23 protein-coding genes are annotated in these 26216 nt (G+C 47.1%); 9 read left to right on the top strand and 14 right to left on the bottom strand.

Going from position 1 to position 26216, the window contains the following annotated elements; all coding sequences use genetic code 11:
- Positions 1-102: 102 nt before the first annotated feature.
- From ACE5LO_RS13660 to ACE5LO_RS13630, 7 genes are all read right to left on the bottom strand, one after another.
- On the bottom strand, positions 103-1176 hold the full coding sequence (locus ACE5LO_RS13660) for an ABC transporter substrate-binding protein (RefSeq protein WP_375520583.1): 1074 nt from the start codon (positions 1174-1176) through the stop codon (positions 103-105).
- Positions 1173-2012 carry an ABC transporter permease gene (locus ACE5LO_RS13655; RefSeq protein WP_375520582.1) on the bottom strand — a complete coding sequence of 280 codons (840 nt, stop codon included), beginning with the start codon at positions 2010-2012 and terminating at the stop codon, positions 1173-1175. Before ACE5LO_RS13655 ends, ACE5LO_RS13660 begins: the two co-directional genes overlap by 4 nt.
- On the bottom strand, positions 2002-2811 hold the full coding sequence (locus ACE5LO_RS13650) for an ABC transporter permease (RefSeq protein WP_375520581.1): 810 nt from the start codon (positions 2809-2811) through the stop codon (positions 2002-2004). The genes ACE5LO_RS13655 and ACE5LO_RS13650 overlap by 11 nt, the downstream gene beginning before the upstream one ends.
- Complete coding sequence (locus tag ACE5LO_RS13645; RefSeq protein ID WP_375520580.1) at positions 2801-3910, bottom strand: ABC transporter ATP-binding protein; 1110 nt, start codon at positions 3908-3910, stop codon at positions 2801-2803. The genes ACE5LO_RS13650 and ACE5LO_RS13645 overlap by 11 nt, the downstream gene beginning before the upstream one ends.
- Positions 3911-4116: 206 nt before the next feature.
- Positions 4117-5253, bottom strand: coding sequence for an N-acetyldiaminopimelate deacetylase (locus ACE5LO_RS13640; protein ID WP_375520579.1), 1137 nt, complete (start codon positions 5251-5253; stop codon positions 4117-4119).
- 153 nt (positions 5254-5406) lie between these two features.
- Complete coding sequence (dapD, locus tag ACE5LO_RS13635; RefSeq protein WP_375520578.1) at positions 5407-6120, bottom strand: 2,3,4,5-tetrahydropyridine-2,6-dicarboxylate N-acetyltransferase; 714 nt, start codon at positions 6118-6120, stop codon at positions 5407-5409.
- 190 nt (positions 6121-6310) lie between these two features.
- Positions 6311-7207 (bottom strand): DUF8580 domain-containing lipoprotein, encoded by an 897-nt coding sequence (locus tag ACE5LO_RS13630; protein WP_375520577.1) that lies wholly within the window; start codon positions 7205-7207, stop codon positions 6311-6313.
- A gap of 207 nt (positions 7208-7414) precedes the next feature.
- Here ACE5LO_RS13630 and ACE5LO_RS13625 point away from each other — a divergent pair, with 207 nt between their 5' ends.
- The 7 genes from ACE5LO_RS13625 to ACE5LO_RS13595 all read left to right on the top strand — a co-directional run bounded on the left by ACE5LO_RS13625 (position 7415) and on the right by ACE5LO_RS13595 (position 14328).
- Positions 7415-8344 (top strand): DMT family transporter, encoded by a 930-nt coding sequence (locus tag ACE5LO_RS13625; RefSeq protein WP_375520576.1) that lies wholly within the window; start codon positions 7415-7417, stop codon positions 8342-8344.
- 440 nt (positions 8345-8784) lie between these two features.
- Positions 8785-9648: a sulfurtransferase gene (locus ACE5LO_RS13620; RefSeq protein ID WP_375520682.1), complete on the top strand. Its 864-nt coding sequence runs from the start codon at positions 8785-8787 to the stop codon at positions 9646-9648.
- Positions 9649-9863: 215 nt separating this feature from the next.
- Positions 9864-10748 carry a helix-turn-helix domain-containing protein gene (locus ACE5LO_RS13615; RefSeq protein ID WP_375520575.1) on the top strand — a complete coding sequence of 295 codons (885 nt, stop codon included), beginning with the start codon at positions 9864-9866 and terminating at the stop codon, positions 10746-10748.
- A 195-nt stretch (positions 10749-10943) separates the two neighbouring features.
- The gene (locus ACE5LO_RS13610) at positions 10944-11513 is read left to right on the top strand and encodes a nitroreductase family protein (protein WP_375520574.1); all 570 of its coding nucleotides are present in this window, start codon (positions 10944-10946) and stop codon (positions 11511-11513) included.
- Positions 11514-11552: 39 nt separating this feature from the next.
- Positions 11553-12044, top strand: coding sequence for a nitroreductase family protein (locus ACE5LO_RS13605; RefSeq protein WP_375520573.1), 492 nt, complete (start codon positions 11553-11555; stop codon positions 12042-12044).
- A 116-nt stretch (positions 12045-12160) separates the two neighbouring features.
- Entirely contained in the window at positions 12161-13555 is a 1395-nt protein-coding gene (locus ACE5LO_RS13600; RefSeq protein WP_375520572.1) for an SMI1/KNR4 family protein, read from the top strand.
- Between the two features lie 209 nt (positions 13556-13764).
- On the top strand, positions 13765-14328 hold the full coding sequence (locus ACE5LO_RS13595) for an NAD(P)H-dependent oxidoreductase (RefSeq protein ID WP_375520571.1): 564 nt from the start codon (positions 13765-13767) through the stop codon (positions 14326-14328).
- Here the strand turns inward: ACE5LO_RS13595 and ACE5LO_RS13590 are convergent.
- Together ACE5LO_RS13590 and ACE5LO_RS13585 are read right to left on the bottom strand one after the other, a co-directional pair.
- Complete coding sequence (locus ACE5LO_RS13590; protein ID WP_375520570.1) at positions 14312-14662, bottom strand: winged helix-turn-helix transcriptional regulator; 351 nt, start codon at positions 14660-14662, stop codon at positions 14312-14314. The genes ACE5LO_RS13595 and ACE5LO_RS13590 overlap by 17 nt on opposite strands.
- Positions 14663-14693: 31 nt before the next feature.
- The gene (locus tag ACE5LO_RS13585) at positions 14694-18128 is read right to left on the bottom strand and encodes an nSTAND3 domain-containing NTPase (protein WP_375520569.1); all 3435 of its coding nucleotides are present in this window, start codon (positions 18126-18128) and stop codon (positions 14694-14696) included.
- 259 nt (positions 18129-18387) lie between these two features.
- On the opposite strand from ACE5LO_RS13585, the gene ACE5LO_RS13580 reads away from it, so the two are divergent.
- The gene (locus tag ACE5LO_RS13580) at positions 18388-18726 is read left to right on the top strand and encodes a hypothetical protein (protein WP_375520568.1); all 339 of its coding nucleotides are present in this window, start codon (positions 18388-18390) and stop codon (positions 18724-18726) included.
- Positions 18727-18746: 20 nt separating this feature from the next.
- Here ACE5LO_RS13580 and ACE5LO_RS13575 read toward each other — a convergent pair whose 3' ends face one another.
- From ACE5LO_RS13575 to ACE5LO_RS13560, 4 genes are all read right to left on the bottom strand, one after another.
- A complete protein-coding gene (locus ACE5LO_RS13575; RefSeq protein WP_375520567.1) occupies positions 18747-19565 on the bottom strand; it encodes an AraC family transcriptional regulator in 819 nt (272 codons plus the stop codon).
- Positions 19566-19686: 121 nt separating this feature from the next.
- On the bottom strand, positions 19687-21774 hold the full coding sequence (locus ACE5LO_RS13570; protein ID WP_375520566.1) for a beta-galactosidase: 2088 nt from the start codon (positions 21772-21774) through the stop codon (positions 19687-19689).
- A 176-nt stretch (positions 21775-21950) separates the two neighbouring features.
- Positions 21951-22628, bottom strand: a complete 678-nt coding sequence (locus ACE5LO_RS13565; RefSeq protein ID WP_375520565.1) for a hypothetical protein — start codon at positions 22626-22628, stop codon at positions 21951-21953.
- Positions 22629-22647: 19 nt separating this feature from the next.
- The gene (locus ACE5LO_RS13560) at positions 22648-23226 is read right to left on the bottom strand and encodes a DUF1697 domain-containing protein (protein WP_375520564.1); all 579 of its coding nucleotides are present in this window, start codon (positions 23224-23226) and stop codon (positions 22648-22650) included.
- Positions 23227-23466: 240 nt separating this feature from the next.
- On the opposite strand from ACE5LO_RS13560, the gene ACE5LO_RS13555 reads away from it, so the two are divergent.
- Positions 23467-24846: a transcriptional regulator gene (locus ACE5LO_RS13555; RefSeq protein ID WP_375520563.1), complete on the top strand. Its 1380-nt coding sequence runs from the start codon at positions 23467-23469 to the stop codon at positions 24844-24846.
- Between the two features lie 579 nt (positions 24847-25425).
- On the opposite strand, the gene ACE5LO_RS13550 is transcribed toward ACE5LO_RS13555, so the two are convergent.
- The gene (locus ACE5LO_RS13550; protein ID WP_375520681.1) at positions 25426-26121 is read right to left on the bottom strand and encodes an IS3 family transposase; all 696 of its coding nucleotides are present in this window, start codon (positions 26119-26121) and stop codon (positions 25426-25428) included.
- Positions 26122-26216 lie beyond the last annotated feature (95 nt).

Below are 26216 nucleotides of genomic sequence, written 5' to 3'. Positions count from 1 at the left end.
ATTCTATAATTTCAACGAAGCGAGCACTTTCCCTGTCAGTTTACCAAAAGAAGCCTCCGCCCCACTTTACAGTGGAGTCGGTGGCTTCTTTGTACTGTCTGGCTAATCCAGACTCATTTTAAACTGTAAAAACAACTCGTTATAATGAGCCAGCATGCGTTTGCCCAGATTGTTATACACCTCCAGGCGCTTGAGCAGCTCGGCATCCGGATAGAAGCGGGTGTCGCCGGAAATATCCTCAGGCAGCAGCGCCAGGGCCGCCTTGTTCGGGGTGGAGTAACCGACGTATTCGGTGTTCTGTGCCGCCACCTCCGGATCCAGCATGAAGTTGATGAATTTATGGGCCGCCTCCACATGGGTGGCTGTCTTCGGGATGACCATATTGTCAAACCACAGATTGGAGCCTTCCTCTGGAACGATGTAATCCAGCTTCTCATTATCCCCCATAATTTCCGAAGCGTCACCTGACCAGACGAGCCCGACCGCAGCTTCCTCATTGGCCAGCATCATCTTGATCTCATCGCCAACAACGGCCTTGACATTCGGGGAGAGCTGCTTGAGCTTGGACAAGGCCGCCTGCAGATGGGGCTCGTTCGTATCATTAAGCGAGTAGCCGAGGCTGTTCAGTCCCATGCCCATCACTTCACGGGTTCCGTCCGCCAGCAGGATATTGTTGCGCAGCCTGGGATCCCAGAGATCGTCCCAGCTGTTGAAGTCAATTCCCTGCGTCAATTCAGGATTGTATACAATTCCAACCGTTCCCCAGAAATAAGGGATTGAATACGTATTGCCTTCGTCAAAGGACAGATTCATAAAGCGGGAATCGATATTATTCAGGTTCGGCAGCTTGGAATGATCGAGCGGAATCAGCAAATTTTCTTCCTTCATCTTCGAAATCGCGTATTCCGAAGGCATAGCCACATCGAAGGAGGTGCCGCCCTGCCCGATCTTCGTCAGCATCGCTTCATTGGAATCGAACGTCTGATAGATAACCGTGATGCCTGTTTCCTCCTGGAACCTGTCCAGCAGCTCCGGGTCAATATAATCGCCCCAGTTGTAAATGGTCAGCGTATTCCCGCCCGAGTACCCTTGACTGGAATTCAGCCATGCGGCAACGCCCATCAGGATAAAGGCGGCGGCAAAAACCGATACAAACACTCTAACAAGCGACTTCATTGCTGCACCCCCGCTTCGGCCGCAGACTCTTTCACCCGGGCCACCTTTTGCATGGAAGTCTGGTTATACCTGCGGTTAATGAAATAGTAGCCGATGACCAGCAGTACGGTGAACAGGAAGATCAGCGTGGACAGGGCATTAATCGACAATGCCACGCCTTGCCGGGCACGGGAGTAGATTTCAACCGACAGGGTTGAATATCCACTGCCTGTCACAAAGAAGGTTACCGCAAAGTCGTCCAGGGAGTAGGTCAGGGCCATGAAGAAGCCCGAAAAAATCCCAGGCTTAATGAACGGCAAAATGACCTTTGTCAGCACGTCCCGGCGGCTGGCCCCCAAATCGAGGGCGGCGTCCACCAGCGTTGGGCTCATCTCCTGCAGCCGCGGCAGAATCATCAGCACCGTGATCGGGATGCTGAAAGCGATATGCGATAACAGCACGGACACGAAGCCCAGCTTGATGCCTGCTATGGTAAACAGAATCAGGAACGAAGCCCCGATAATGACATCTGGATTGACGATCAGCACGTTGTTCAGTGAGAGTAGTGCGTTTTTGACCCGTCTACGCTGCATGCGCTCAATCGCCAGCGCTCCCATAATGCCGATCATGGTGGCTATCGCGGCTGACAGCAGCGCAATCACCAGCGTATTGATCACAATAATGATGAGGCGGGTGTCCTGGAACACCTCCATGTACCATTCCAGCGTAAAACCTTCAAAACCGTGCATCGTGCCGCCACTGTTGAAAGAGTAATACATCAGAAACAGAATCGGCGCATACAGCACCAGAAACACAAACAAGAGATACACGCTGCTGAGCCTGGACTTATTTTCCACGCTGCACCTCCCCTCTGCCGCCAAACAGCAGCATGAGAATAATCATGGCGACAACCAGGAATACCGCAACCGTTGAGCCCATGCCCCAATCCTGGGTGACCAGAAAATGCTGTTCAATGGCCGTGCCCAGTGTAATCACCTTGTTGCCGGCGATGAGCCGGGTAATCATGAACAGGGACAGCGCGGGAATAAATACAGCCATACAGCCTGAGCGCACTCCCCCCAGCGTGAGCGGAAATACCACCCGCCGGAAGGCTGTCCACTTCGAAGCCCCAAGGTCGCGCGCCGCAGCCAGCAGTGAAGGATTGAGCCCTTCCAGCGCATTGAAAATCGGCAAAATCATAAACGGGATAAAGATATACACCGATACAAATACAAAACTAAAGCTGGTGAACAGCAGCTGCTGCTCTCCGATACCAATGACGCTAAGCAGGCTGTTAACAGGCCCCTGTGTGCCGAAAATACCGATGAAAGCGTAGGTTTTCAACAACAGGTTGATCCATGTCGGCAAAATAATGAGCAGGAGCCACAGCTGCTTGTGTTTTGTCCGGGTCAGATAATAAGCCGCCGGGTAAGCTACCAGCAGTGAAAACACGGTTACAAGCAGCGCATACCAGAAGGAGCTAAGCGTCATTTGCAAATATACCGGTGTCATAAAATTGGCGTAATTCGCCAGCGTAAAATTGCCGTCCACATCAAAAAAGGAATAGTAAAGGACGAGCAGCACAGGCGCCACGACAAACAGCACAATCCACAAATAATAGGGCAGCAGATATACTGCGCGCGTATTACCGGACATGTGGCTGCACCTCTTCATAAGCCTCCAGGCGGCGGTCGAATTCTTCCTCGGTCTCTCCGAATCTCATGACATGGATCGCCTCGGGGTCAAAATACAAGCCGATTTCACTGCCAGGATCGGCGCGGCGGGTGGAATGCACCAGCCACTCATGGCCTGATTCGTCATAACAGCTGATTTCATAATGGACGCCGCGGAACAGCTGTGTATCCACCTTTACCCGCAGCTTGCCTTCATCGACGCCGGTAATCTGCAAATCCTCGGGGCGGATGACGATTTCCACCTCTTCATTGGGGCGAAGTCCCGCATCCACACACTCGAATTGGCGGCCGTTGAATTCGACCAGATAGTCAGACACCATTTTGGCCGGTACAATATTCGATTCGCCGATAAAATCGGCCACAAAGCGGTTGATCGGCTCGTCATAAATATCATTCGGCGTCCCGCTCTGTTCAATTTTGCCACGGTTCATGACGAAAATTTCATCCGACATGGCCAGAGCTTCCTCCTGGTCATGCGTAACAAAGATAAACGTAATGCCAAGCCGCTGCTGCATTTCGCGCAGCACGTACTGCATTTCCGTCCGCAGCTTCAGGTCGAGCGCAGACAACGGTTCGTCCAGCAGCAGCACCTCAGGCTCGTTGACGATAGCCCGGGCAATGGCGACACGCTGGCGCTGACCACCGGACATTTCGCTGATGCTGCGCTGCTCGTAGCCCTCCAGATTGACAAAGCTCAGCGCCTGCTTCACCTTGGTGTCAATGTCGCGCTTGTTCATTTTTTTGATGCGCAGACCAAATGCGATATTCTCATACACATTCAGATGCGGGAACAGGGCATAGTCCTGAAACACCGTATTGACCTGGCGTTCATTCGCAGGCACACGGTTGATCAGCTTGCCGTTCATATAGATGGAGCCTTCCGTCGGCTCGGCAAAACCGGCAATCATGCGCAGAATCGTCGTTTTGCCGCAACCCGATGGCCCCAGCAGAGTGTAAAACTTGCCCTTCTCAATAGTAAAGCTGACATTTGACAGAACGGGCGGATCGTTATCATAACGCTTTGTTACGTTCTCGAACCTTATGATCGGCTGCTCTTCCATTATGACCTCCTATTGTCCGAACGCCTGCAGGCTGCTCCGGGGCGCTGCTGTGCGCCGTTTTATTTTGTTGCTTCACTTCATCACAAATTCAATCACGGCAAAATCCCTTTCCCATGCCGTTATAGCAGGAAAAGGGGCTGCAGTATTAAGAAAAAGTCTATCGACGTACATTCAAAGAAGACAGACCGCGTTCAGCGGAAAGACCGCTACGACTGGGATTTCCAGGTGAAGTAATCGGTCATAACCCGAATGGCCACACCGATGGCATCTTCCTTCGGCTCAAGCTTGGCATGATGCAGGCCATATGGCGTGTCTACACCCAGCCAGAACATAAATCCGGGAATACGTTCAAGGAAATACCCGAAATCCTCTCCGGTCATCGCTTCACTGCATTCTATCAGCTTCACATCCTCGCGTTCGCCGAGCCAGTCCATAAATTCGCCGGTCAATTCGGCCTCATTGAACACCTGCCGGTAGTTTGAGCCATAATCGATCTCGGCCTTGCACTCAAAGCCTGCTTCAATTCCGCGCAGCAAAGCCTCGATTCTGGACTTGATCACCGTCATCGTCTCCGCCGACAGCGTGCGAATCGTGCCTTCAAGGCGGGCCGTTTCTGCGATAATATTCTGCTTGGTGCCGCTCTCCACCTTGCCGATCGTAATGACGGCCGCATCCAGCGGGTTGATGTTACGCGCCACAATGGTCTGCAGCTGTCCGACCAACTGGGAGCCGGCCACCACCATATCATTCGCACGATGCGGATAGGCCGCATGACCTCCGACACCTGTCAAATCAATAAACAGCTCGGACGTATTAGCGAATAAAATGCCGGGGCGTGTAGCAATTGTGCCTACCGGATATTCGGGAGCGATATGCAGCCCGACGATCTGATCAGGCATCCAGTCCGCCAGTTCCTCGCTTGCCAGCATCGGCAGCGCGCCGCCAGGTCCCTCTTCGGCAGGCTGGAACAGCACGACCAGATCGTCAGCCATCGGCTCGGTGGCGAAATGGGTCACAATGCCAAGGCCAATGGTCATATGGAGATCATGGCCGCAGGCATGCATATAGCCCGGATGCTGTGATTTAAAATCATATCCGGTCTCCTCTTCAATGGGCAGAGCATCCATATCCGCACGATAGCCGAAACGGCGCTTGGGCGCAGTCCCGCGAATCAGTACCAGAATCCCCGTTCTCCAGGTGCGCACCTCCAGCCTGTCCTGCGGCAGACCGGCTATGTAATCGAGCAGATAACGCTGTGTCTTGAACTCCTTAAAGCCCGGCTCCGGTATCTGATGCAAATCGCGCCGGATCTGGATGTAGGTACTGAAGTTTCCTGCTGTCATCGTCGTTCCAGACCTCCTTTCGACACATAGTTGCATAAATCATCATAGCTTATAATTGTAAGAAGAACGTCAATCGATGTATTAAAAAAACAAGTTAAGGCCCGGCGCGTCCGCCGAGCCTTGTCCGGGGTTTGCCGTCCGCGTATCCTGAAATTAAAGGGTGCGCAGCTCCTGCAAAATTTCCGTTTTGGATCTTGTCTTGTCGTCGACCTGCTTGATCACCTTCGCAGGTGTTCCTGCCACCACAGAGAATGGAGGAACATCTTCCGTTACGACAGCGCCGGCTGCCACGACGGAGCCCTCGCCGATACGTACGCCTTCAAGGACAACAGCGTTCGCGCCGACCAGCACATCGTCCTCCAGCACAACCGGCTGCGCGGAAGGCGGCTCAATGACGCCTGCAAGCACGGAGCCTGCGCCAACATGACACATTTTTCCGACTTTGACACGTCCGCCAAGCACGGCACCCATATCGATCATGGTGCCGTCGCCGATCTCCACGCCGATGTTGATCACCGCTCCCATCATAATCACGGCATTGTTGCCGATGCCAACCATGTCGCGGATGATCGCGCCCGGCTCAATGCGCGCATTGATGCCCTTCAGGTCCAGCATCGGAACAGCCGAATTGCGGCGGTCGTTCTCTACCACATAATCTTCTTCTTTGGCATTATTGCTGTCGAGCACAGCCTTGATATCGGCCCAGTCGCCAAATACGACGCCAGCGCCACCGGAAATAAAGGATTGAACATTCTCCCCGAAGCTCACGGAAGCCAGTTCACCTTTAACGTATACTTTTACAGGGGTCTTTTTCTTGCTGTTCTTGATCAGATTGATTACGTCTTGAGTGTTCATTTCAATAGACATCTCGGTTCAACCACTCCTTCATCGCAGGTCATACGCTTTCCTTATGGATACAATCATGCTCCTTTTGGAAACAAGCATACACTATAATCCTTTATAGCATAAAAGACAGGGCCCCGCAATTGACACCTTTCAGCTCATGCCATTGCGAAGCCCTTATATACGACGATTTTCCGCCGCTTCATGAAAATCTTTATTGCAGCGTGTTCAGCGTTTTGTAAATATGCCCCATAAAGCCTTCCAGCGCATCTCCCTGCGGGGCATTGATTTTAACCGCAAAGCCCTGGCCTTCATTCTCCAGTACGATGTATTTCTGAATTACGCCGTTGCCGGTAGCGGAGAGGAATAATTTGGCACCTTCAAGGTCGGCTGGAATATCTGATCCTTCAGCCTTCTCCACTTCACCGGTTGCCTTCAGTTCTTCTCTGGCTTCCTTCTCCAGCGTATCGAGCTTAAAATCGGAGGGCAGCTTGGCAATCTCCGCATAGTAGTTATCGTCTACAGCCAAGGCAACCCTGTTCTGGTCCGGGAAAAGGGACATCATATCGAATACGTACAACGAGTAGCCCTCTCCCTGTGCCAGCTCAGCCGTGCGCTCCTCCGTCGTACCTTCCAGATTCACCTCGAACGTTGCGGTGCCAGGACGTGCGTTGCCTTGTCCGCCTTGTGCGGAATCATTGTCACCATGTGAATCAGCATCTCCTGTTTTCGTAATTTTAGTAAGGATGAGCTGCTTGGTTGTATCTCCTGCAATCGGTTCTTCAGTATACTCAAAAGAAACAGCATCCCCTTCATTCAATTGGGCGATCTCCGCGTCCACACCTTCGCCAAGCTGGAACGCCGTTGCTTTGCCGTCCATTTCGATTTCCACGGTATGAGGATCGGACTGTCCGTTATACACCCCTGTACCGGTAAGCGTCTCCGGTGTCTGGGCAGCCGGTACGGTCTGCTCCGGAGCCGGAGTGTTGGCGGCTGGAGTATTATTGGCCGGCGGACTGACCTGCTTGCCGCCGCAGGCGGACAGGACAAGAGCCATCACGGAAGCAAGCACTGCTGCTAAGATCATTCGTTTTTTTATCAAAAGTAACACCTCCACATGATATAGACGACAATTTACTGGAAAAGTTCCTCATCTTACTAACTTGCAACCCCGTACGCAAGCGGGAAGGTCTTTGGCTCGCTAATACGTGAATTTGGTTACGGGCTATTCCACACCTGACAGCGGTCAGGTATAATGATATTTTGTCTGACACTCTATTCTTACCCATTTTATAATCTGAATTCATGGAGATGCACAATGAATACCCATCAGAAATCGTTCTACTCTCTGGAGCTCCTTTACGTCATCGGCATTATCGCTATTTCGTTTTCTTCCATTTTTATAAGATGGTCGGAAGCGGAGGTATCCGTCATCGCCATGTACCGATTGTACCTGACAAATCTGCTGATGCTGCCGCTGGCGTGGAAATATCGCCATGAATTGTTCAGGCTTACAGGCAAACAGTGGCTGTTGATGGCCGGATCAGGAATCATGCTCGGACTGCATTTTTTATTCTGGATGAACTCCCTGCGCCTGACCACGGTTGCCAGTTCTACCGTTATTCTAACGCTTGAGCCCATTCTTGTCATGCTCGGGTCGTTCTGGTTCTTCCGCGCAAGGGCCAACCGGATGATGATTGTCGGCATGTCCCTTGCCGTTGTCGGCTCCATCGCCATCGGGGCCGGAGATTTCCGCGCCTCCGGAGACGCTCTGCTGGGGGACTTCCTGTCCTTGTTGGGAACCATTGCCGTCGCGGTTCATATGCTGTTCGGCAAGCATCTGCGGGAATCCATAAGCGCCTATGTGTACAACTTCTGGGTGTTCGCCATAGCCGCCAGTTCGCTGGCTTTGTACAATGTCGGCAACGGTTTTACATTTACCGGTTATGCCTGGCGTGAATGGGGATTGTTCCTGCTGCTGGCGATCGTGCCGACTCTGTTCGGCCACTATCTGTTCAACTGGCTGCTGAAATATATCAACGCGACAGCCGTATCCATGGCCGTGCTCGGGGAGCCCGTAATCTCCTCCATCCTGGCCTGGATGCTGCTGCATGAAAGACTGACGGTCGTGCAACTGCTGGCTGGCATGCTCATTTTGTGCGGTGTGTGGATATTTATCCGATTTGGAAGTGACTTTAAGAAGCCGGTTAGTGCTGCTGGTGACGCTGAACTAAGCAAGGCGGGTTAGTATGGCTCTTGTACTCACGGGACAGCCGCCGCTGTTCTATGTGTGTGCCGCGCTCCTGTTCTGCGTACTATGCGGACCTGAGGAACGCTATTCGGTTAAAAAAGCTCATTCCCCTCAATTAAAAGGACTGTAGAGTCCTTATTCCGCTAAAAATGTTCTTCCAAAACGGAAATTTGCATAAATAGCGACACCTCAGTCCGCTTTGGAGCGAAAAAGACATGATTTTGCGGAAATAAGGTCTCTCCGGTCCGCCCAAACCAAGAGGAACCTCGGGAACGTTTAATGCTCATTGGGATTCCCCTTTGTTATATTTGGCTTTATTATCAAATCCCGTTCCGACAACCCTGTCTTCCGGACAAACCTAACTCTTTGCAGAAGCCAAATTCTCCTTCTTATTGTAGAATGCTTATATATGGAATGGAAAGGTGGACAAAATGAAGATGGAATCAGTCGTATCCCTGCGCTGGCTGCTAGCCCGCCTGTATGAACCCGATCTGGTCATCGTGGATTGCCGCTTCTGGCTGAACGATCCTGCAGTTGGAGAGCAGAAGTATTTTGAAGAGCATATTCCCCGCGCAGTTTATCTGGATCTTGACAAAGACCTGTCCGCGCCTGTAACCGAGCACGGCGGACGGCATCCGCTGCCTGATGTGGGAGCGATGAGCCGCACGTTCGGACAAGGTGGGATCAACCGGGATAGTCGCGTCGTCATCTACGATGACAACAACGGGATGAACGCAGCCCGGGTCTGGTGGATGCTGACCTATCTGGGGCATGAGAACGTCTATGTGCTGGAGCAGGATTTCACCGCCTGGAAGCAGGCCAACTATCCGGTGACACAGGAACGGCCGGTTGTTGTTCCTACGTCATTTACCGCTCAAGTGAAGCCGGATATGCTGGTACAGATGGAAGATGTGCGCAAGGTGTCCAGCCAGGCCGGACCTGACGACAAGCTCCCGGCGGGCTCCCCCATCCTGATCGACTCCAGGGACCACCGCCGTTATCTCGGCCTGGAAGAGCCGCTCGACAAGAAAGCCGGCCACATTCCGGGCGCGATCAATTTCTTCTGGAAGGACGTAGTGAACGAGGACGGTAGCTTGAAGAGCAAGGAGCAACTGGAGCAGCACTTCAGCGAATTGGATAAAGGTACCGAGATTATTGTGTACTGCGGCTCCGGCGTTTCGGCTTGCCCGAACGTGCTGGGGTTAAAGCAGGCGGGGTTTAACAATGTGAAACTGTACGCCGGAAGTTGGAGCGACTGGATCAGTTATGAGGAGAATCCGGTGGCCACAGGGGAAGAATAATAATGAGGAAGCTCGCTTCAGCGCGGGCTTTTTATTTTGCAGGCTACCGATCAACATACATTTTGTCCGACGTTGCGCGGAATCAACCAGGAGTCACCTTCGACATTTCGATGATTCAGTGTGTCCAATAGCTGACCTCAAAACCACTATGATATACTGAAGTCCAGACAGGCGGGAAAACCGTCACAGAAGTATGCAAACAGGAAGGAGCACCTATGCGAGCAGCAGGCAAACACAAAAACATTCCCGTCATTCCCGCTCCTTCGCTGGAGACCGACGCCTTCCGGCTGCTGCGGTTCAACCAGGAGATGCCTGGCGTTGAGCTTGAGGCCTACGAATTGCACCGTCATGACTGCTATGAATTATTCTGGATTATGGAAGGACACGGCAAGGTTCAAATTGATTTTCAAAGCTACAGCTTTTCCCCTAACACCCTGAGTCTTATTGCCCCAGGTCAAATTCACGGCTGGATCGCCAAAGAGAACGGCATGGCGTTCGACGGTTATCTGCTCATCTTCTCCAAAGACCTGCTTGCCGGGCACCAACTGGATCATGCAGGCTGGTTACAAACGTCTCTGCTCAATCTGATGGGTGATCATCCGTTCTATAAAATAGACCCTGATCATGCTTCCGTATTCAACGAGCTGTTTCGCCTGCTGGAACGGGAGTTAGCGAAGGAGCGCAAGGATCAAACAGATGCCGTCCGCAGCTATATCCGGTTATTGCTGATTGAAGCGGGACGAATACATGACCAGTGGCAGCAAGGCCACCGAGAAGAAGCAGGCTTTAGACTGACCAAGCAGTATTTGGCCCTCGTCGAGTCGCATTTTCGCACCGGGAACAGTGTGTCTGAATATGCTTCCATGCTTCATGTCACCACCAGTCACCTGATTGAATCGGTCAAAAAAACGTTGGGCAAATCGGCAGGTGAAGTGCTGCGCGAGCGCCAGCTTCTTGAAGCCAAACGCCTGCTGCGGTACTCCTCCTCGACAGTCGATGAAATTGCGCATCATCTGGGCTTTCGCGACCCTTCCTACTTTGGACGTTTTTTCAAGAAAAATGTGGGTATGTCTCCGACCACCTTTCGCAGACAGGGCTGACACACTTATAACCGGTTTCAGCCCTTTCTCATCAAACCGCCCCTTCGCATACGCCTTCCGATGCGAAAGGGCGGTTTTTTGCTTGTTTTCAGAACAATCCAACGAAAAAACCGGACTTCTTATGGCACTTTTCCGTTTCGCGTTGACGCTGAGAATGGTTATCAATAGTATAGTACTCAGAAGGAGGATCAGCCTATGAGTCTTGAGCAATTAATCCGGGAACGGAGAACCATTCGAAAATTCAACACCAGCCCTGTTCCACAGGATTTGGTGATACAGCTTTTAAAGAAGGCCGAGCAGTTGTGCCCCTATGAAGGAAAAGCACGCTGGCGCTATATATATGCAGGCTCCCCCGAAGAGAGAGCACGGCTTACGGACTATCTATTGGAGAAGATCATTGACAATAAAATCGCTAAAATTGCACTGGGACCACTGCTCAAGCCCTATCAAAAACTCTTTAGCGAGGTGCCCGCCTATATTATTGTCCTTACCAAAAGGGAGGCAGAGCCTCTAAAGGATGACGCAACCTACGGAACGGTATGCCGTATTCTGCAAAATTTCCAGCTGCTCGCATGGGAGCAGGGGTTGGGAATGACCTGGAGAACTGAGCCGTTTATTCAAAACGAATTATTTTTCGGAAACATCGGCCTGCAAGAGGATGAGCGGTTTGTGGGCATTATGCTGCTTGGACATTTTGACAAGACTCCCAAAGGGCGGTCGCGAACACCTGCCGAGCAGCGATGGACAGTCATCGGCGGCTCATAATTCCGTCACACACCAAACTTTAAGGAGGATTATTACCAGGTGAAATTGTTGGATCGCACCATTGCAGAGCTGAGCAGACTTGAACCGGACCATCGTCCGGTGCTACAAAAGCTGGTGCTGGAGCTGCTCAACCACGCCGTATGGGCCCCCAACCACAGACTCAGGGAGCCGTGGCGGTTTATTTTTGTCCCACGTGTTGAAGCGGAGAAAATGGAATTGCTTAGTCATGAAGCGGGGGCGCATTTGATCATCGCCAGTCAGAACGACAGCGACCCGTATAAACAAAATGAAAATACAGCCGCCGTGTTTTGTCTTGTGCAAAACTTTCAGCTGCTCGCCTACGAGCGCGGAATGGGCGTGAACGTCATTTTCCGTGAATGGATGTATGACAGCGTAGCCTGCCGGAAGCTTGGCGTAACGGGGAAGGAAAAAATTACAGCCGTGCTGGAGCTTGGCTTTGGAGTGGAACCACCTGGGGCTGCATCCACGCGGCCCGAATGGCCTGCTGATCTGAATTGGAGCCGGCTCTGAAGAGCCTGACTGACTGCCCGCCACATTTATATTATCGTTTTCATACGCCCTCCATTTGGTATAATCAGGGTAACTATACCAATCTCTTAGATCATTCTGAAATTACGGGGGCAGCTATGGACCAACAACTTATCGAGCAAATGACGCAATGGCACGAGGAGGACGAACATCAGCGGATTGTGGACACCGTGCTGGCGATTCCCGAGAACGACCGGGATTATGAGACGATCAGCCGGTTGGCCAGAGCTTATAACAACCTGGGACTTTACGATGAGGCGCTTAAGCAATTCGAGAGAGTTGCCGAAGAAGGCGAGAAAGATCCCAAATGGCATTACCGGGTCGGCTTTGCTCTTTATTATTTGAAAAGGTATGAAGAAGCGGCGCAGGCGTTCGGTATCGCGGACAGCCTCGAACCTGGCGACCGGGATACAAAGCTGCTGTTAAAATGGAGCCTGCAAAAAGCGGAGAAACAGCGCAGACAGGAGCAGCGGCAGGCGGCCAAACGGGCAACAGCGGCATTAGCCTCTTACAATTCGGCCGCGAACGCTGTTCCTTTTGCGGGAATGTCACTTTCGGATTTCTGGGAGGACAGCCAGTATGCCAGGGAGTCCTATGTCTCCGAGCCGCCAACACATGAAATGATCACATCTATCGAGGAAGAGTTGGGATATAAGCTGCCCGCCTCGTATATTGCTTTAATGAAACAGCAGAACGGCGGGATTCCGAAGAATACCTGCTTTCCGACAGAAGAAGCGACCTCCTGGGCCGAAGATCATATTGCTATCACAGGTATTCTGGGCATTGGACGTGAGAAAAGCTATTCGCTCTGCGGAGACCTTGGCAGCCGTTTTATGATTGAAGAATGGGGCTATCCCGACATTGGGGTTGTCATCTGCGACTGTCCTTCGGCAGGCCATGACGTGGTGATGCTGGACTACCGGGCATGCGGCCCGGACGGTGAACCGGAGGTCATCCATGTGGATCAGGAAGACGATTATGAAATCACCTTTTTGGCCGAAAATTTCGAGGAGTTTATCAAGGGCCTGGTGAATGAAGAGGAATACGACACCTCCGTGGAAGACAAAGAAGCTGATTTGCATAAAGTAGCTCATGGGAAATTCTCTCCCCTGCTCACTGAACTGTGTGCCCAAGTCACCGAAGTGGAACAGATTGAACAAAAAATCCGTAATATCTGTACCCGCATCGTTGAAGAAAAAGGCCATTTTTCCTTTCATGCAGACGAAAGATCGTATCTTATGTATGATGTGCAGTTTTGGCTCTATACAAAGTCGTACCCGGATACCAGCCGGCAACAGTATCTGGATGTCTATCCGAAAATGATTGCATTCGGCGGCGAATTCGGCCAAGGCGGCTATGCTCCAAGCTGGATCACTGACTGGCTGGACCAACGCATGCGTGAAGGGCAGATTGTACAGGAACACGGCCATCTCCGCTTTACAGATCAGGCTAAAGCGGAAGTAATCAAGGCTCTGGAGAATTTGGCCGATTAGCCAATTCAGTAACCGGAATAGAAACTCACCCATTGCCGGATAAGAGCACGAGCGAAAGCCCGCGTCAATCGCGGGCTTTTTCCTGTGAGCCAATCTTTTCGGTTAACACTAACCTTTAGGAAAGTAGCTGAACTAAAAGTGCATACTTACATTATTGCGATCAGCCTTATATACTCATGACATACATCAAATTCAAGGAGGACAAATCATTGAATACTCTTGTTGTTGTAACCCATCCAAACATGGAAGAATCCGTCATAAACAAGCGCTGGGTAGAAGAGCTCCACAAACAGCCGGAAAAGTATACTGTACATGAATTGTATAAGGTCTACCCTGACGGAAATATTGATGTAGAACAAGAACAGCAGCTCATTGAATCACATGACCATCTTGTTTTGCAGTTCCCTGTTTACTGGTTCAACTGCCCGCCCCTCCTAAAAAAATGGCTTGACGATGTTTTTACGTATGGCTGGGCTTATGGTTCGAATGGAGGCGATAAACTAAAAAATCGCAAAACCGCTTTGGCAGTATCTGCTGGTGCAAAAAAAGAAAATTATAGTGAAGCGGGGCCGTACCGCTATACCCTTGAGCAGCTGTTATCCCCTTTTGAGACTACCTTCCGATACTGTGATGCGGATTACCGTTCGTTTTTTGCATTTTATGGGACAGAAGGCGCTTCTGGCGAGAACGTGCCTGGTGCAGAAAATGAAGCGCCTGCAAACAAATTGGACAAAAGCGCACAAGCTTATTTAAATTTTATTGACAGCCTGTAACCAGCATGTTTTCCTCTCCCCAGTCGCACATCATGTTCAACACTGGCATGAGAGAAAGACCGCGTTCAGACAATGAATATTCAACCTTTGGAGGCACCTGCGGAAATTCCCTGCGTATGATCAGGCCGTCTGCCTCCATTTCTTTTAACATTATACTTAGCGTTTTAAAGGAAATGGTGCCGATGCTCCGCTGCAGTTCATTAAACCGTATCACTTTATTTTCAAACAGCCAGTACAAAATGGTCATTTTATATTTGCCGCCGATTAAGGACAACGTATATCCAAAACCGGTATCTTTCGGTTTCACGCCAGTAGGGAGACAGTTTTCAGGCATAAGTTGTACACTCCTTCGGGTAATGTAAAGTTTAAACCAAACTGAAAAACTTTTTAATAAAATCATCAATCTTTATTAAATCATCCTCGATAATTTGTTCAACTGAACTATTGAGTAATGGAGCTAACTTTTCAGAGTGCGCTAAGCAATATTCATAATTAATAGTGCTCTCTGATTCGGTCTTAGTTGTGGCGATCATTTGGAATAATTCATAAGATAAATCAGAGGTCACCTCAATAAAGCTTACTTCTAACATCTCTAAGAATCTGAGCAACACCCAATCGTTAATTTCAGTATCGACTTCTTGTCTATTGCTCATTTCCTGTGACTCATAGACTGAAAACAAGCCATACGCCAGCTGATCAGTCCCATTCAGTATTTTCATCTTTTCAATGAAAGGCTGAATTTTGCTAAGAAAGTACTCACTACATTCTTCTTCAAAGAACTCGATAAGAATAACAAATAAGTTATAAATAAAAGAAGATTGTAATTCTAAATCATCAAAGATCCAGTTACTGAGATTCAGAATTTTACTTTTATTATGCGGATACTGATTAATATTTTGACTTAACAAATATATATGGATTTCAGGTGATATGAAGTACATCCATCCATTACTATATCCCAAAAAATCACTCTTTTGACACATATCCCACTCATCATTCGAAAAGTTGATCCATTGTTTTAAATTACTCCGATTAAAATACCGTTCATTATGTTCCTGCGCTGATACTGCAATTTTGGTGAGAAGTTCAAATTCATCCGTTTCAATTGAACTTAACATTTGACCGAGGAACCTGGAGATTCGCCCCTCTATCCTGTTCCCATGTTTATATTCCTCAATAATTTTTGCCAGAAAAAGTGGTTCCATTTCATATGTCCCTCTCCATTGGGACCCACCATTGAATAAATCTTCATAGACTTCATCTATAATATTATCTTCAAAATTCGTTATTCCTACAACATTAATCAATTCATTCCAATCAGAACTATGTGAAGGTACATAAGGAAGCAACTCCTTTAAGGAATTTACCTCAATAAAATAATTCGCAAAATCATCTTCAAAATATTCTACATTATCATCTTCTTCATAAAAATCAGGATTATTTGAATTAGAATTAGATTCCTTATCCGTAGCAGATTCAAAGCAGGAAAGCTCTCTATTCCATTTCACATTGTATCCATCTGAATTTAACTCTCTCTCCAATTTCCGAATGGATTTAAGCAAATCATTTTTCACCTTGACACCATATATTTCAAGAACTCTAGATATATCATCAAATAATAACTGCTCAATCTCAAATTCCAATCCATCCGACATAAAGTGTTCATAATCATCATGAATCATCCAAATTAAATTTTTCGAAATTGCATTGTTGTTTTTCTGAAGGTAGTCATCAAAGCCTTCACCGTATATATCCCTGAATTCATAAAAAACAATGTAGAATTTCAAAAAATTAATTTTAGAACGATAGCTATCTAAGATCTCTTTCATATCAGGGATCTTGAATCCTTGTTTTATTAACTTATTGACTATCTCAGGAACACTGTACTTTTCCTCATCCGAAAGTGAATGACGGTCATCTTTTAACAAACAATTAATAAAATACGTCTTTAATTCTGCTATCACTACCCTTAGTTTTTCAGAGTTGAATTGCTCATTCAAATCCAAGATTCGTCTTAATTTAATAATATAACTGTTTGTATAATCTGAAGAGAGATAAAAGTCCGTGAATCTATAATCCTCATGTTGATACTCAAATCCATTCAGATAGATAAAATCTAATCGTTCATAATCCTTAGCTATTTTATCAATAATTTCAGGAATGACCTTTTGCATATACTCCATATTATTGTGTTCATCAATCAATTTCATTAAAAGCAATTTGTCAGAAAAAAATAGGATAGAATTCATCAAATCAACATTTTTGATAATGTTTAACCCAAAGAGGGAAAGATTTTTTGCAATTTTATTCCTCCAATACCCCAGTATGCTATGATTGTTAAAACCCACTATCGTTATTTTAACGTCAAAGTCCATATAACTTAATATTTGAGTAAATGTTATATCTCTAACGAAGCAAAATGAGTAAGATAATTGATCCAAAGCATCATCAAAACTTTGCCACTTTCTCCAAGGAAGTTTTTCTTGTAATTCTCCATAACATTTTCTCAAAATATTCAATTCTACAGGATGTTCAAATATCGCAATACAGCTCCCAAGATAAATGGCGCTTTCAGATATTTCGTTGAGGTGATTATACATCAGCTCATAAACTTCATCTGGATTTGCCAATGCCCTTAACAGTTTTTGCCCTGCTTGAACATTCTCATCTTTACAATTAGAAATATGATGAATTGTATCGTTAAGAAGTCTTGGATTAAAATTTTCACTCTTAACAACTCTATTAGAAAACATTACAACGTCATGCAATTGGCTATACTTAAGATTGGACTTTCTTAGAATGCTCCATAATATTCTCGTCTTATCGGAATCCTCTAAAATAGTTGAAGATAATTCAACACTCATGTTTTGGAGTATTGCCTTTAATTCTTGTATTAATTTCATACCTTCATAAAGAATATTTTTTCTTGAAATCAATATAATTTTGTGATTATTGCCTCCGATAATACCATTGAGCATTCGGTATATTTTAGATTCACCATTTTTGATTTTGCTATTGACATAATTGACACCTAAAAAGTCGTCTACTACAAATAATTGCTTTTTCTCAGGGCGATAAAATTTATATACATCTTCAATTGTATCTGTAAAAAATAAATCCATGTCCTTATCCTGCATCAAATAATGAAATGCAATGTTATAGCCGAGCATCGTTTTTCCAATTCCAGGTTCACCGTATATTAATAAACAATTATTCAAATCAATAATTTCAAGTGATTTATAGTAGGCTTTTGTTTTTATGTAGTAGCAAACATTATTTTTCATTTCAGTTAAGTAGAATTGATTGAAATTGTTTTCTGCACGTAAAATATTATTTTGTAATAAATGTTCAAAAATAGCTGTACTAGGCATCCATAAATTTTGATATTTATATTCGATAGCAGAAAACTTAGGGTCAAGAAGATAATCATTTAGTTCTACTTTTCCAATTATATCTTTTTCAGAATGTATGTAGCCCTTAAATAAATCCAGTATTTCTTCCTGATTATTTTTCGTCAAAGCTACAGAAGTTACCAAAATGTATCGAGGCGGCTGAAGATTATGTAATTTTAGTACTTCTTTTTTTAAACTTCTTAACAAAACATTATAGTCATTCTTATATTTCTTAGCTTGGATAACTGTACCATCACTATACTTATACCCATCAATACCACCATCCTTACCTCTGGGGTATCTACGAAATTCGTTAGGTTCTAAATCTTCTCTCACCCGGATAACATCTACTGCCAAAGCCTCGAATTCAACATCATCCAATAATGCATGAAAATCATATTCTTTCATAATCTCCCCATCTTCTCTAACTGTATTTTTATTCCTTAGACTCATTGATGTTAATATTAGCATGTTTAGATTACTATAATAATCCGAGACCAGGATGCAATTTCAAATACTAACTTTGATGTTGGGCCTGAAATCTATATAGAACTATTTTACGCTTTTTGCGGAGTTGACTAAAGGACTTATCCTCAAAGGTCATTTAAACATCCTACCTCAATTATTGTATAATAAGAGGGAATCAGACACAGGGGGACGGTTATCCGTGATTGAAGTCATCACCTACGCAGAATGCTTGTTAAGAGTGCCTCACGAGGAGGACTATGAACAATATATAGAAAATGAGCTGCTGCATTTGCAGAACGAAATTGTCACAGAGCAGATCGTCTCCATCGACAGACCTGTGCGCAACCCCACCAATTGGACCTTGGAGGCGCGGGTGCTGGCCCGCTTTATCCTCAATATTCCTGAGCAAAGCCCGGACAAAAAGGTTGGGGATTATCAGGGGGATGTCGTTCCGTTCCTGAAACGGCATGTGCCAAAATGCAATCATATCGCTGGCACCAAAATCGTGCAGATGAAAAGAGCATTATATACGGACTGAGGACACTCCTATCAAGCCTGCTAATTAAACAAGCCGCGGTACTTGCTCGGCGTAATCTGCTCGATTTTTTTGAACGTCGCTACAAAATGGCTCACATCTTGGAAGCCCACCTTACTTGCAACCTCCTTCAGCGGCAGCCCGGGCCTTGCGACCAGCAGCTTCTTGGCCTCACGGATGCGCAGCTGGATCAGAAAAGCATAAGGGCTCATGTTAAAGGTCTCACGGAACAAATGGCTGAGATGCTGCGCACTCACACCTGCTTGCCGGGACATCTCCTGCAGCCCGATATTTTCCGCATACTCGCTCTCAAGCCATTCGACAACCGGCCTGATCCGGTCATAATAATGGGATAATGACGGTTGGCTTTCCGTTTTGCCGTACTTTTTCAACATGATTAAAAAACGGTACAGCTCCTCGGATGCATCCAGCCTGGAAAATTCCGCGCCTTGGCCGATTTTTTTCAACATACGCCATATGAGCTCGGAAAATGGAAACTCCTCCGACTCGGTATATACCTTCGACGCTCCAATCTCAAGCGCATTCAAAATACTGTCGGCTGAAGCTCCCCCGAAGGTGACATACAGCGTTGACCAGACATCTCCCGTGCTGTAATAGGAATGCTCCGTAAATGGCATCAGTAGAATGCCCGCGCCTTTGCCAAGAGTGTACTCCTTGCCGGAAAAGGAAAATATCCCCTCTCCCTCAACGGTCTGCAGCCAGTGAAAGTACGGATAACCTTCAGGTCTTGCAAAATCCTCTTCACGCAGATTGTACCCGATGCTCTCCACAAATAAGGGCAGAGGCTTTTCCTGTCCGGAAAATGTGTATCTGATCTTCAAGGTCGCTTCTGCCCCCTCCTAAAGCTTGTCTTGTACTTATGTAATAGAGAAGCAAGTCCAATTATCATACCGAAAAGCCTGTTCAATATGGAACAGGCTGACAGTTCAGGTTTATTCTATTTTACCGGATTGCATCCCGCTTTAAAACCACATATCCGTAAGCAGGCAGCTCGAGCTCACCTGTGCGCTCAGTTTGATCCAGCAGGTCCTGGAATTGGCCTTCAGGCAGCTTCACTTGATTGGCATTTTCCGCAAAATTCATGATGAAAATATAGTCATGCTCTCCGTCCGAACGCTGCTGCACACTGATTCCTTCCGGAACCTCCATATCTAGTGCCTGCCCGATTCCAAGCTGCCCCACCAGCTTGCCATAGAATTCATCATGAAAACGGGTTTCATTCCGTGAGGCAATATAATAAGCTGCCCCCTGTCCGAATGGATTGACCGTCAGCGCAGGAGATCCCTTGTAATAATCCTGCTCATACTCGGCCAGCACCTCGGCAGTTTCGGCATGGATCACCTCACAGTATTCGCTGGCCTCATAGGCTCCTTCCAGTTCAAGCCGATTCTGATTGAAGCGGATGCTGTTCCGGTCCGTATCATAGAGCGTATCGATTTCCTCGGCCCAAATGCCAAGCAGCATGCGCAATGGCCCCGGGAACCCGCCCAGGAAGGTCAGGTCATTCTCATCCACAATGCCGCTCCAATAAGTAACAACGAGCGTTCCTCCCTGCTGGACAAATTGCTCCAGTCTTTCCGCTACCCCCGGACGAACCATATAAAGCATCGGGGCGATAAGCAGCTTATATCCGGAAAAATCCCTGTCCATGTCGATGATATCCACCGGAATGCCGCGTTTCCAGAACGCTTTGTAATGAGCCTGGCAGGTGGCGATGTAGCCCTTCTCCCTCGGCTTGAGCGCCTGCGCGTCATCCATCGCCCATTGATTTTCCCAGTCATAAATCAAGGCGACCTCAGGCGCTACCGAAGTCCCGCGGATTTCACCGAGCTGCTGCAAAATATCGCCCACCTCGGCCACTTCCCGGAATACGCGCGTATGCTCATGGCCGCTGTGATCCACCACCGCTCCGTGGAATTTCTCGGAAGCGCCTCTGCCTTTCCGCCACTGAAAATACAAAATGGAATCGGCGCCGTGAGCCAGGGACTGTACAGCAGATAAAGCGTGCATTCCCGGCCGCTTCAGCTTGTTCACATTATGCCAGTTCACCAGGGATGGCGTATTCTCCATGACAAGGAACGGCTGCCCGCCTTTCATGGAGCGGTAAATATCGTGCACAAAAGCGACGTCCGCCGCTAAATCGGTGGTATTCTGAAAATCGCTGTGCCAGGCAGGATAGCTGTCCCAGGAGACGACGTCCACTTCCTTACCGAACTTGGCATAGTTGAGACCAAGAAACGGGCCCATATCGGGATAATTGCCCATAAAGTTGGTCGTCACCGGAATATCCGGCGTTAATTCACGCAGCGGGGCGATTTCATTCCGGTAAAAGTCGATCGTCTGATCGGTCACAAAACGCTGCCAATCCAGATTATGGCCATGCACCTGATTCTCACCGTGCGGAGCCGGAGATTCGATCTGCTCCCAAGCGGAGAATCTATGGCTCCAGAAGCCAGTCCACCAGGCATGGTTCAGCTTTTCGAGCGTTCCATATTTCTTCTTCAGCCATTCGCGGAAGGCCTCCTGGCATAAGTCGCAGTGGCACTCTCCGCCGAATTCATTGGAAATATGCCACAAAATCAGTGCAGGATGACTCTTGTACCGCTCGGCCAGCCTTTTATTGATCTCCCTTGTTTTCTCGCGGTAAACGGGAGAAGTAAAACAGTGATTATGGCGCAGCCCGTGCAGATTCCGCTGCCGGTTGCCCTCCACCCGCAGCACCTCCGGGTACTTGGCGGACATCCAGGCTGGTCTGGCTCCGCTCGGGGTCGCCAAGATCACCTTCATATCTCTGGCGGCCAGATCATCCATAATCCGGTCCAGCCAGCCGAACTCATATTGGCCCTCTTCCGGTTCGATCGCGCTCCAACCGAATATGTTCAGCGTAAAAGCGTTGCAGTTCGCCAGCTTCATCAGCCGGTAATCCTCCTGGATAATTTCGGGGTAATCAAGCCATTGATCCGGGTTATAGTCCCCTCCGTGCAGCAGGCCTGTCACCGCCGGATGAAACGGGGCATATTTTTGGCTCATGATCGTTTGCTCCTTCTCGCTTTAAAATTTTGCGGGCCAACCAGCCCCTTCAAAATCTAATTGTAAAGCGATTACAATCCAATCGAATGTAATAAAATGATGATTCGATATAAAAATATGAAACTATATCATTCGTTCGACTTGCTGTTAAGTACATCGTTTCCTACGATCAATGCTTAATAGCTTCCGATATAAAGACTACGCCCGCTAAAAACCGCTGTATATCCTATTTTATATAGTTCAAAGTAGGGGGCCAGTGGATCCATATTTGCTAGCTTTTTGTATCTGGGCCACTGAAGATAATAGGACAGCCAATAATCGCATGCGATCGAGTAATACGCCTCACTGAGGACCCAGATGGGGCCATCGTAATCCGTACGTTCCTCCACAATCTCGAACATAGTCTCATAGATGATGGGCTCTTTCCGGTTCTCAAAGGCCATGATTTCACCTTTTTGCAGAATGATTATTTCTTCGATCTCTCTCAGATAGGATAGCGGCTCATCCATACCTTCCATATCCGTCTGCTCCTCAAAGAGCTGCTGCAATCCTTGCACAAGCTGTTCGCCGAGGGCTCGTAGTACCTCTTCAGATGCTCTGCCTGTTTTCCCAATAAAATAGCCCGGCACCTGCTCCCCCTTAAAATCCGCCGGATCAAGCATTTCATAGATCGGAGCGATTCGCTGCAAATAGGCAGCGCCTTTATCCAGCGGAGCGAAGACTCGTTCCACCCCTTCTCCGCTTGGCATAAAAAATTGAAAGTATCCGTAAAAAGCACCCGGATCAATCTCTTCGTCCTCCGCTTCTTCATCGATCAAGCCTAGCAAATAACGAGCAAATTCCTGTTGTTCCATGAAAACTCATCTTCCTTAGTCATTTATTTTCCCTAATCCCGCCGAGTCCTTCTTCCTGCTCTGCGGCCTGCATCAGCGTGTAAATCTTACGAGCCGTATTCACGTTGCGGACCGTCATATGCTGATATAGCTTGGTGCCCACCAGTTTGATCAATCCACTCCTCGAGGCATTCGCTTTACTGACGGAATACAAAATGGTCCCTGAAACAAAGATCACCGTGTCGATCTCCGGCTTCACCGGAATCTGGTCGAGCACCGATCTGTCATTAATCTCATCCCACAGGAAAAGAACATCACCTTTCATTTGGGCATCATTGGTCCAGTGCTCAGGCAAAACACTTATAACTTCCCTGATTTCCGGCAGATTACGGATAAGCACACGGATATTAAGGCCAAAATCGGCGGCGATGGCCTGCTCCAGCTTGTCCGCCAACTCCTGATGACTCATGCCTTCGCTGGAAAAAATGATGTTTCCCGAATTGATATAAGTGGTAACATGATTCATACCCGCTTTTTCAAACGTTTGCTTCAGCAGCTTCATATCCACCTTATTATTGCCACCCACATTGATTCCTCTCAGCAAGGCAATGTAAATCATGAGCTTTCCCTCCTTCACCTGGTAAATTTTATACCCCCGAGCGAGTCCATGAAGAGTTTATCATATTCCAGGCTACAGAAAAATTAGATTTAACCCTTAACAAGATGTATTTACTATTCCTTTATATACAAATCTATACATGGAATAATTTACTTCATAGATGCAGGTGATATATACTATAATTTATGTATATAGTTTCCACAGATAAATAAAAATTGAAATTCGGAAAGGAGGATTCCATTGCATACAGCTACGATTCGGACGGAATTCAGAAGCTATTTGCAGGAGCATAACCTGAACATGAGTGAATTTGGCGCCGTGGCCGGACTGAATCCGGGGACGGTGAGCGGCATTGTCATGGGCAACCGCTCGATAGCTGTGCACCAGTTGGACTGCATCACGAAAGCGATGGACAAGCCAGAGGATTATTTCTATAGCCGTTATGTGCAAGAATACATGCTGGATGCGCCTTTGAATTGGCGGAGAGTCAAGCCATTTTTGCAACGTTGTATGGAATTGAACAGATTGGACTGCATCGCAAAGGTCGTAGTTGTGTTAATGGAGAATGTTACATACTATGCTCCACTGGTGTTCGAGCTGGCAGAGGATTTTTTTGCCCAGGAACGATATGAGGCAGCGGCGTTGCTCTATAAAAATGTTGCGTTTAGCGAGAAACACCAGCATTCAGAACGATTGGCAATATGCCAATACAGGCTGTTCAAGATGCGGATTGGTGACGATCAGGTGCAGAATTTGCAGGCTGCAGTGGAATTCGGTCCTTATGCGGAGCGGCTCGGTGAGCTGGAGCAGTTGGATGCCTTGAAAGACTTGGCGAACCTGTTCCGTTCGATGGGGCACTGGGATAAGGTACTTGAACTAGCTCAGGACATGGGGCGTATAGCGAGAATTTTATATGATCTTCGACATCATTCCACCCGTTTAGATCAAGATGTATCCTACAAATTGAGCAGGCCTTTTTTCTTTTATATAACCTACTCGGATTTTTTGATGGCAAGTGCAAGTGATGAAAAAGGTGATTATGCCAAAGGTCTCAAGCATATCCAAGCTTATGCTGATCTGAGTTGGGTGAAGGAACAGGATGCGGACACCAAGCAGTGGATGGCTTCCTTTCAGCAATGGGCCAAAGTGAATACATGCGTAAATCGGCTAATGTCAGGAGACATCAGTGTGCTGCCAGAATATGTAGAGTATATCGAAGGAAAGAAAGAAGTGTTTGCAGAGCTTCTGAATGTGGTGGAAGCGGCCAAACGGCATAATCTGGATATTGATCATGTCTTAGAACGATTTGACCATCACCTTAAACAGGATCGGGAGCAGGAATCGGAGGATATTTACTCTAATCAGGTTCTTAATGAAGAAGAGGCTAAATACTGGTATGAGTTATCTAAATATCAGTTATATAGGAAAAACTACTCTAATGGTTTTAATAGTTTAATCAATTGTTTGCTAAGAGCGGATACAATAAATAATAAGGTGCTTATGATGAATTGTGTAGGCTTGTTTGAATATTTCAGATCAGTTGCTACATCAGAAGTCAAGACTCAGTATAATGCTCTTATAAGAAAGGTGTGGGAAAGGGATGGTCAAAAAGGCGGTTAATTACTTAGTAAGTTTAAACCTCGTTCTAGTTATCATTGCAGCATTGCCTACCATAGGTCAGATTCAGTTATCTAATTTTTTTCAGACTATGGGCCATATAGGTGGTGGCTGATGTACAACTTAATAATGTTACTTGTTCTAACCAGCCTTTCCGCTGGTTTTTTTATTTGCCTATATTCAAAAGATATAAAATGACAAACTTTTTCATATGAGTACAAAATAACAACTAATCTATTGAAAAAATAGAGGTAATTTCTTGTATCTTGTCGTGATATGGAGGGAAATTCGGAATGAAAGTTGCTCTATTTACAGATGAAGAAAGCATAATTCGATTTCTTAGCTATCTGCTCAATGATGCTCCTTTCACAGTGTTTTCAAGAGACAATCTATAGTGCTACAAGATGTCAAGACAGTTTTTTTAGATTGTTAAGGTGTGAAATAATACACAATATACGTTCTATCGTTCCTTTCATATCGATTGAACAGAATCGAAAACTGGAAAAAATGATGATAGATCTCCCGCATAGGGGTGTCCACGAGTGGAGGACACAGCCCAAGCGAAGGCGCGGGAGGTCTTGTTTATTCACTTGTAGATTCGAGTACAACCTGTTGGGTATACACAACCTCTGGTGTGTGGTTTTGAAGAGCTTGATGCGGCAGATAACGATTGTGCAGATGAATATAACGTTCGACACCTTGCCGTAGTTCTCTCGGACTATTATAGTCATGGATATAGATCTCATTGTACTTCAAACTGCGCCAGAAACGCTCAATCACAATGTTATCCGTTGCACGCCCCTTCCCGTCCATGCTGATTTTGACGTTGTTCTCCTTTAGTAAATCAATGTACTTGGGACTGGTAAAGTGGCTCCCTTGATCACTGTTGATGATTTCAGGCTTATGGCGCCCCAACGCCCGTCTCATCGTCTCTAGCACGAATTCAATCTCCAGGGACTGATCGAGTTGCCAGTCGATGATGTACCGGGAGTACCAATCCATGACTGCATACAAATACATCCAGCCGTGTTTCATCCGAATATACGTAATGTCGACAGACCATACATGGTTTGGCCGAGTGATGCTCAGTTTGCGCAGCAAGTACGGATAAATGCGATGCTGCAGATCACGCTTGCTCAGATTGGGGCCGGGGTAAATCGCCATGATCCCCATTTCCCGCATGTAGCGCCTCACCGTGTTCTTATGAATGCCATCTCCTTCCCGATTCATAATGGCAGCAATCTTTCTGTAGCCCAGAAAAGAATGGCTCTTCGCTATTTGTTGTGGAATGCTAGAAATAGAGCTCTATTGATAGCTTGTTAGATTCACAGTCATTTTCAAAGGTTTGTCCAAGAACAAATCTAAAATCGGAC

This window comes from Paenibacillus medicaginis, from assembly GCF_042138635.1.
GTDB classification, from domain to species: Bacteria; Bacillota; Bacilli; order Paenibacillales; family Paenibacillaceae; genus Paenibacillus; species Paenibacillus medicaginis.
This window is presented reverse-complemented; position numbering and strand designations above follow the sequence as displayed.

Bases quoted from the DNA above. Each gene is read 5' to 3' on its own strand.
- ACE5LO_RS13620 (WP_375520682.1), top strand. From the start codon at position 8,785: ATGGAATCAGTCGTATCCCTGCGCTGGCTGCTAGCCCGCCTGTATGAA.
- ACE5LO_RS13600 (WP_375520572.1), top strand. From the start codon at position 12,161: ATGGACCAACAACTTATCGAGCAAATGACGCAATGGCACGAGGAGGAC.
- ACE5LO_RS13585 (WP_375520569.1), bottom strand. From the start codon at position 18,128: ATGAAAGAATATGATTTTCATGCATTATTGGATGATGTTGAATTCGAG.
- ACE5LO_RS13640 (WP_375520579.1), bottom strand. From the start codon at position 5,253: ATGACAGCAGGAAACTTCAGTACCTACATCCAGATCCGGCGCGATTTG.
- ACE5LO_RS13565 (WP_375520565.1), bottom strand. From the start codon at position 22,628: ATGGAACAACAGGAATTTGCTCGTTATTTGCTAGGCTTGATCGATGAA.
- ACE5LO_RS13645 (WP_375520580.1), bottom strand. From the start codon at position 3,910: ATGGAAGAGCAGCCGATCATAAGGTTCGAGAACGTAACAAAGCGTTAT.
- ACE5LO_RS13625 (WP_375520576.1), top strand. From the start codon at position 7,415: ATGAATACCCATCAGAAATCGTTCTACTCTCTGGAGCTCCTTTACGTC.
- ACE5LO_RS13650 (WP_375520581.1), bottom strand. From the start codon at position 2,811: ATGTCCGGTAATACGCGCGCAGTATATCTGCTGCCCTATTATTTGTGG.
- ACE5LO_RS13610 (WP_375520574.1), top strand. From the start codon at position 10,944: ATGAGTCTTGAGCAATTAATCCGGGAACGGAGAACCATTCGAAAATTC.
- ACE5LO_RS13615 (WP_375520575.1), top strand. From the start codon at position 9,864: ATGCGAGCAGCAGGCAAACACAAAAACATTCCCGTCATTCCCGCTCCT.
- ACE5LO_RS13660 (WP_375520583.1), bottom strand. From the start codon at position 1,176: ATGAAGTCGCTTGTTAGAGTGTTTGTATCGGTTTTTGCCGCCGCCTTT.
- dapD (WP_375520578.1), bottom strand. From the start codon at position 6,120: ATGTCTATTGAAATGAACACTCAAGACGTAATCAATCTGATCAAGAAC.
- ACE5LO_RS13590 (WP_375520570.1), bottom strand. From the start codon at position 14,662: ATGCCTGAAAACTGTCTCCCTACTGGCGTGAAACCGAAAGATACCGGT.
- ACE5LO_RS13560 (WP_375520564.1), bottom strand. From the start codon at position 23,226: ATGATTTACATTGCCTTGCTGAGAGGAATCAATGTGGGTGGCAATAAT.
- ACE5LO_RS13570 (WP_375520566.1), bottom strand. From the start codon at position 21,774: ATGAGCCAAAAATATGCCCCGTTTCATCCGGCGGTGACAGGCCTGCTG.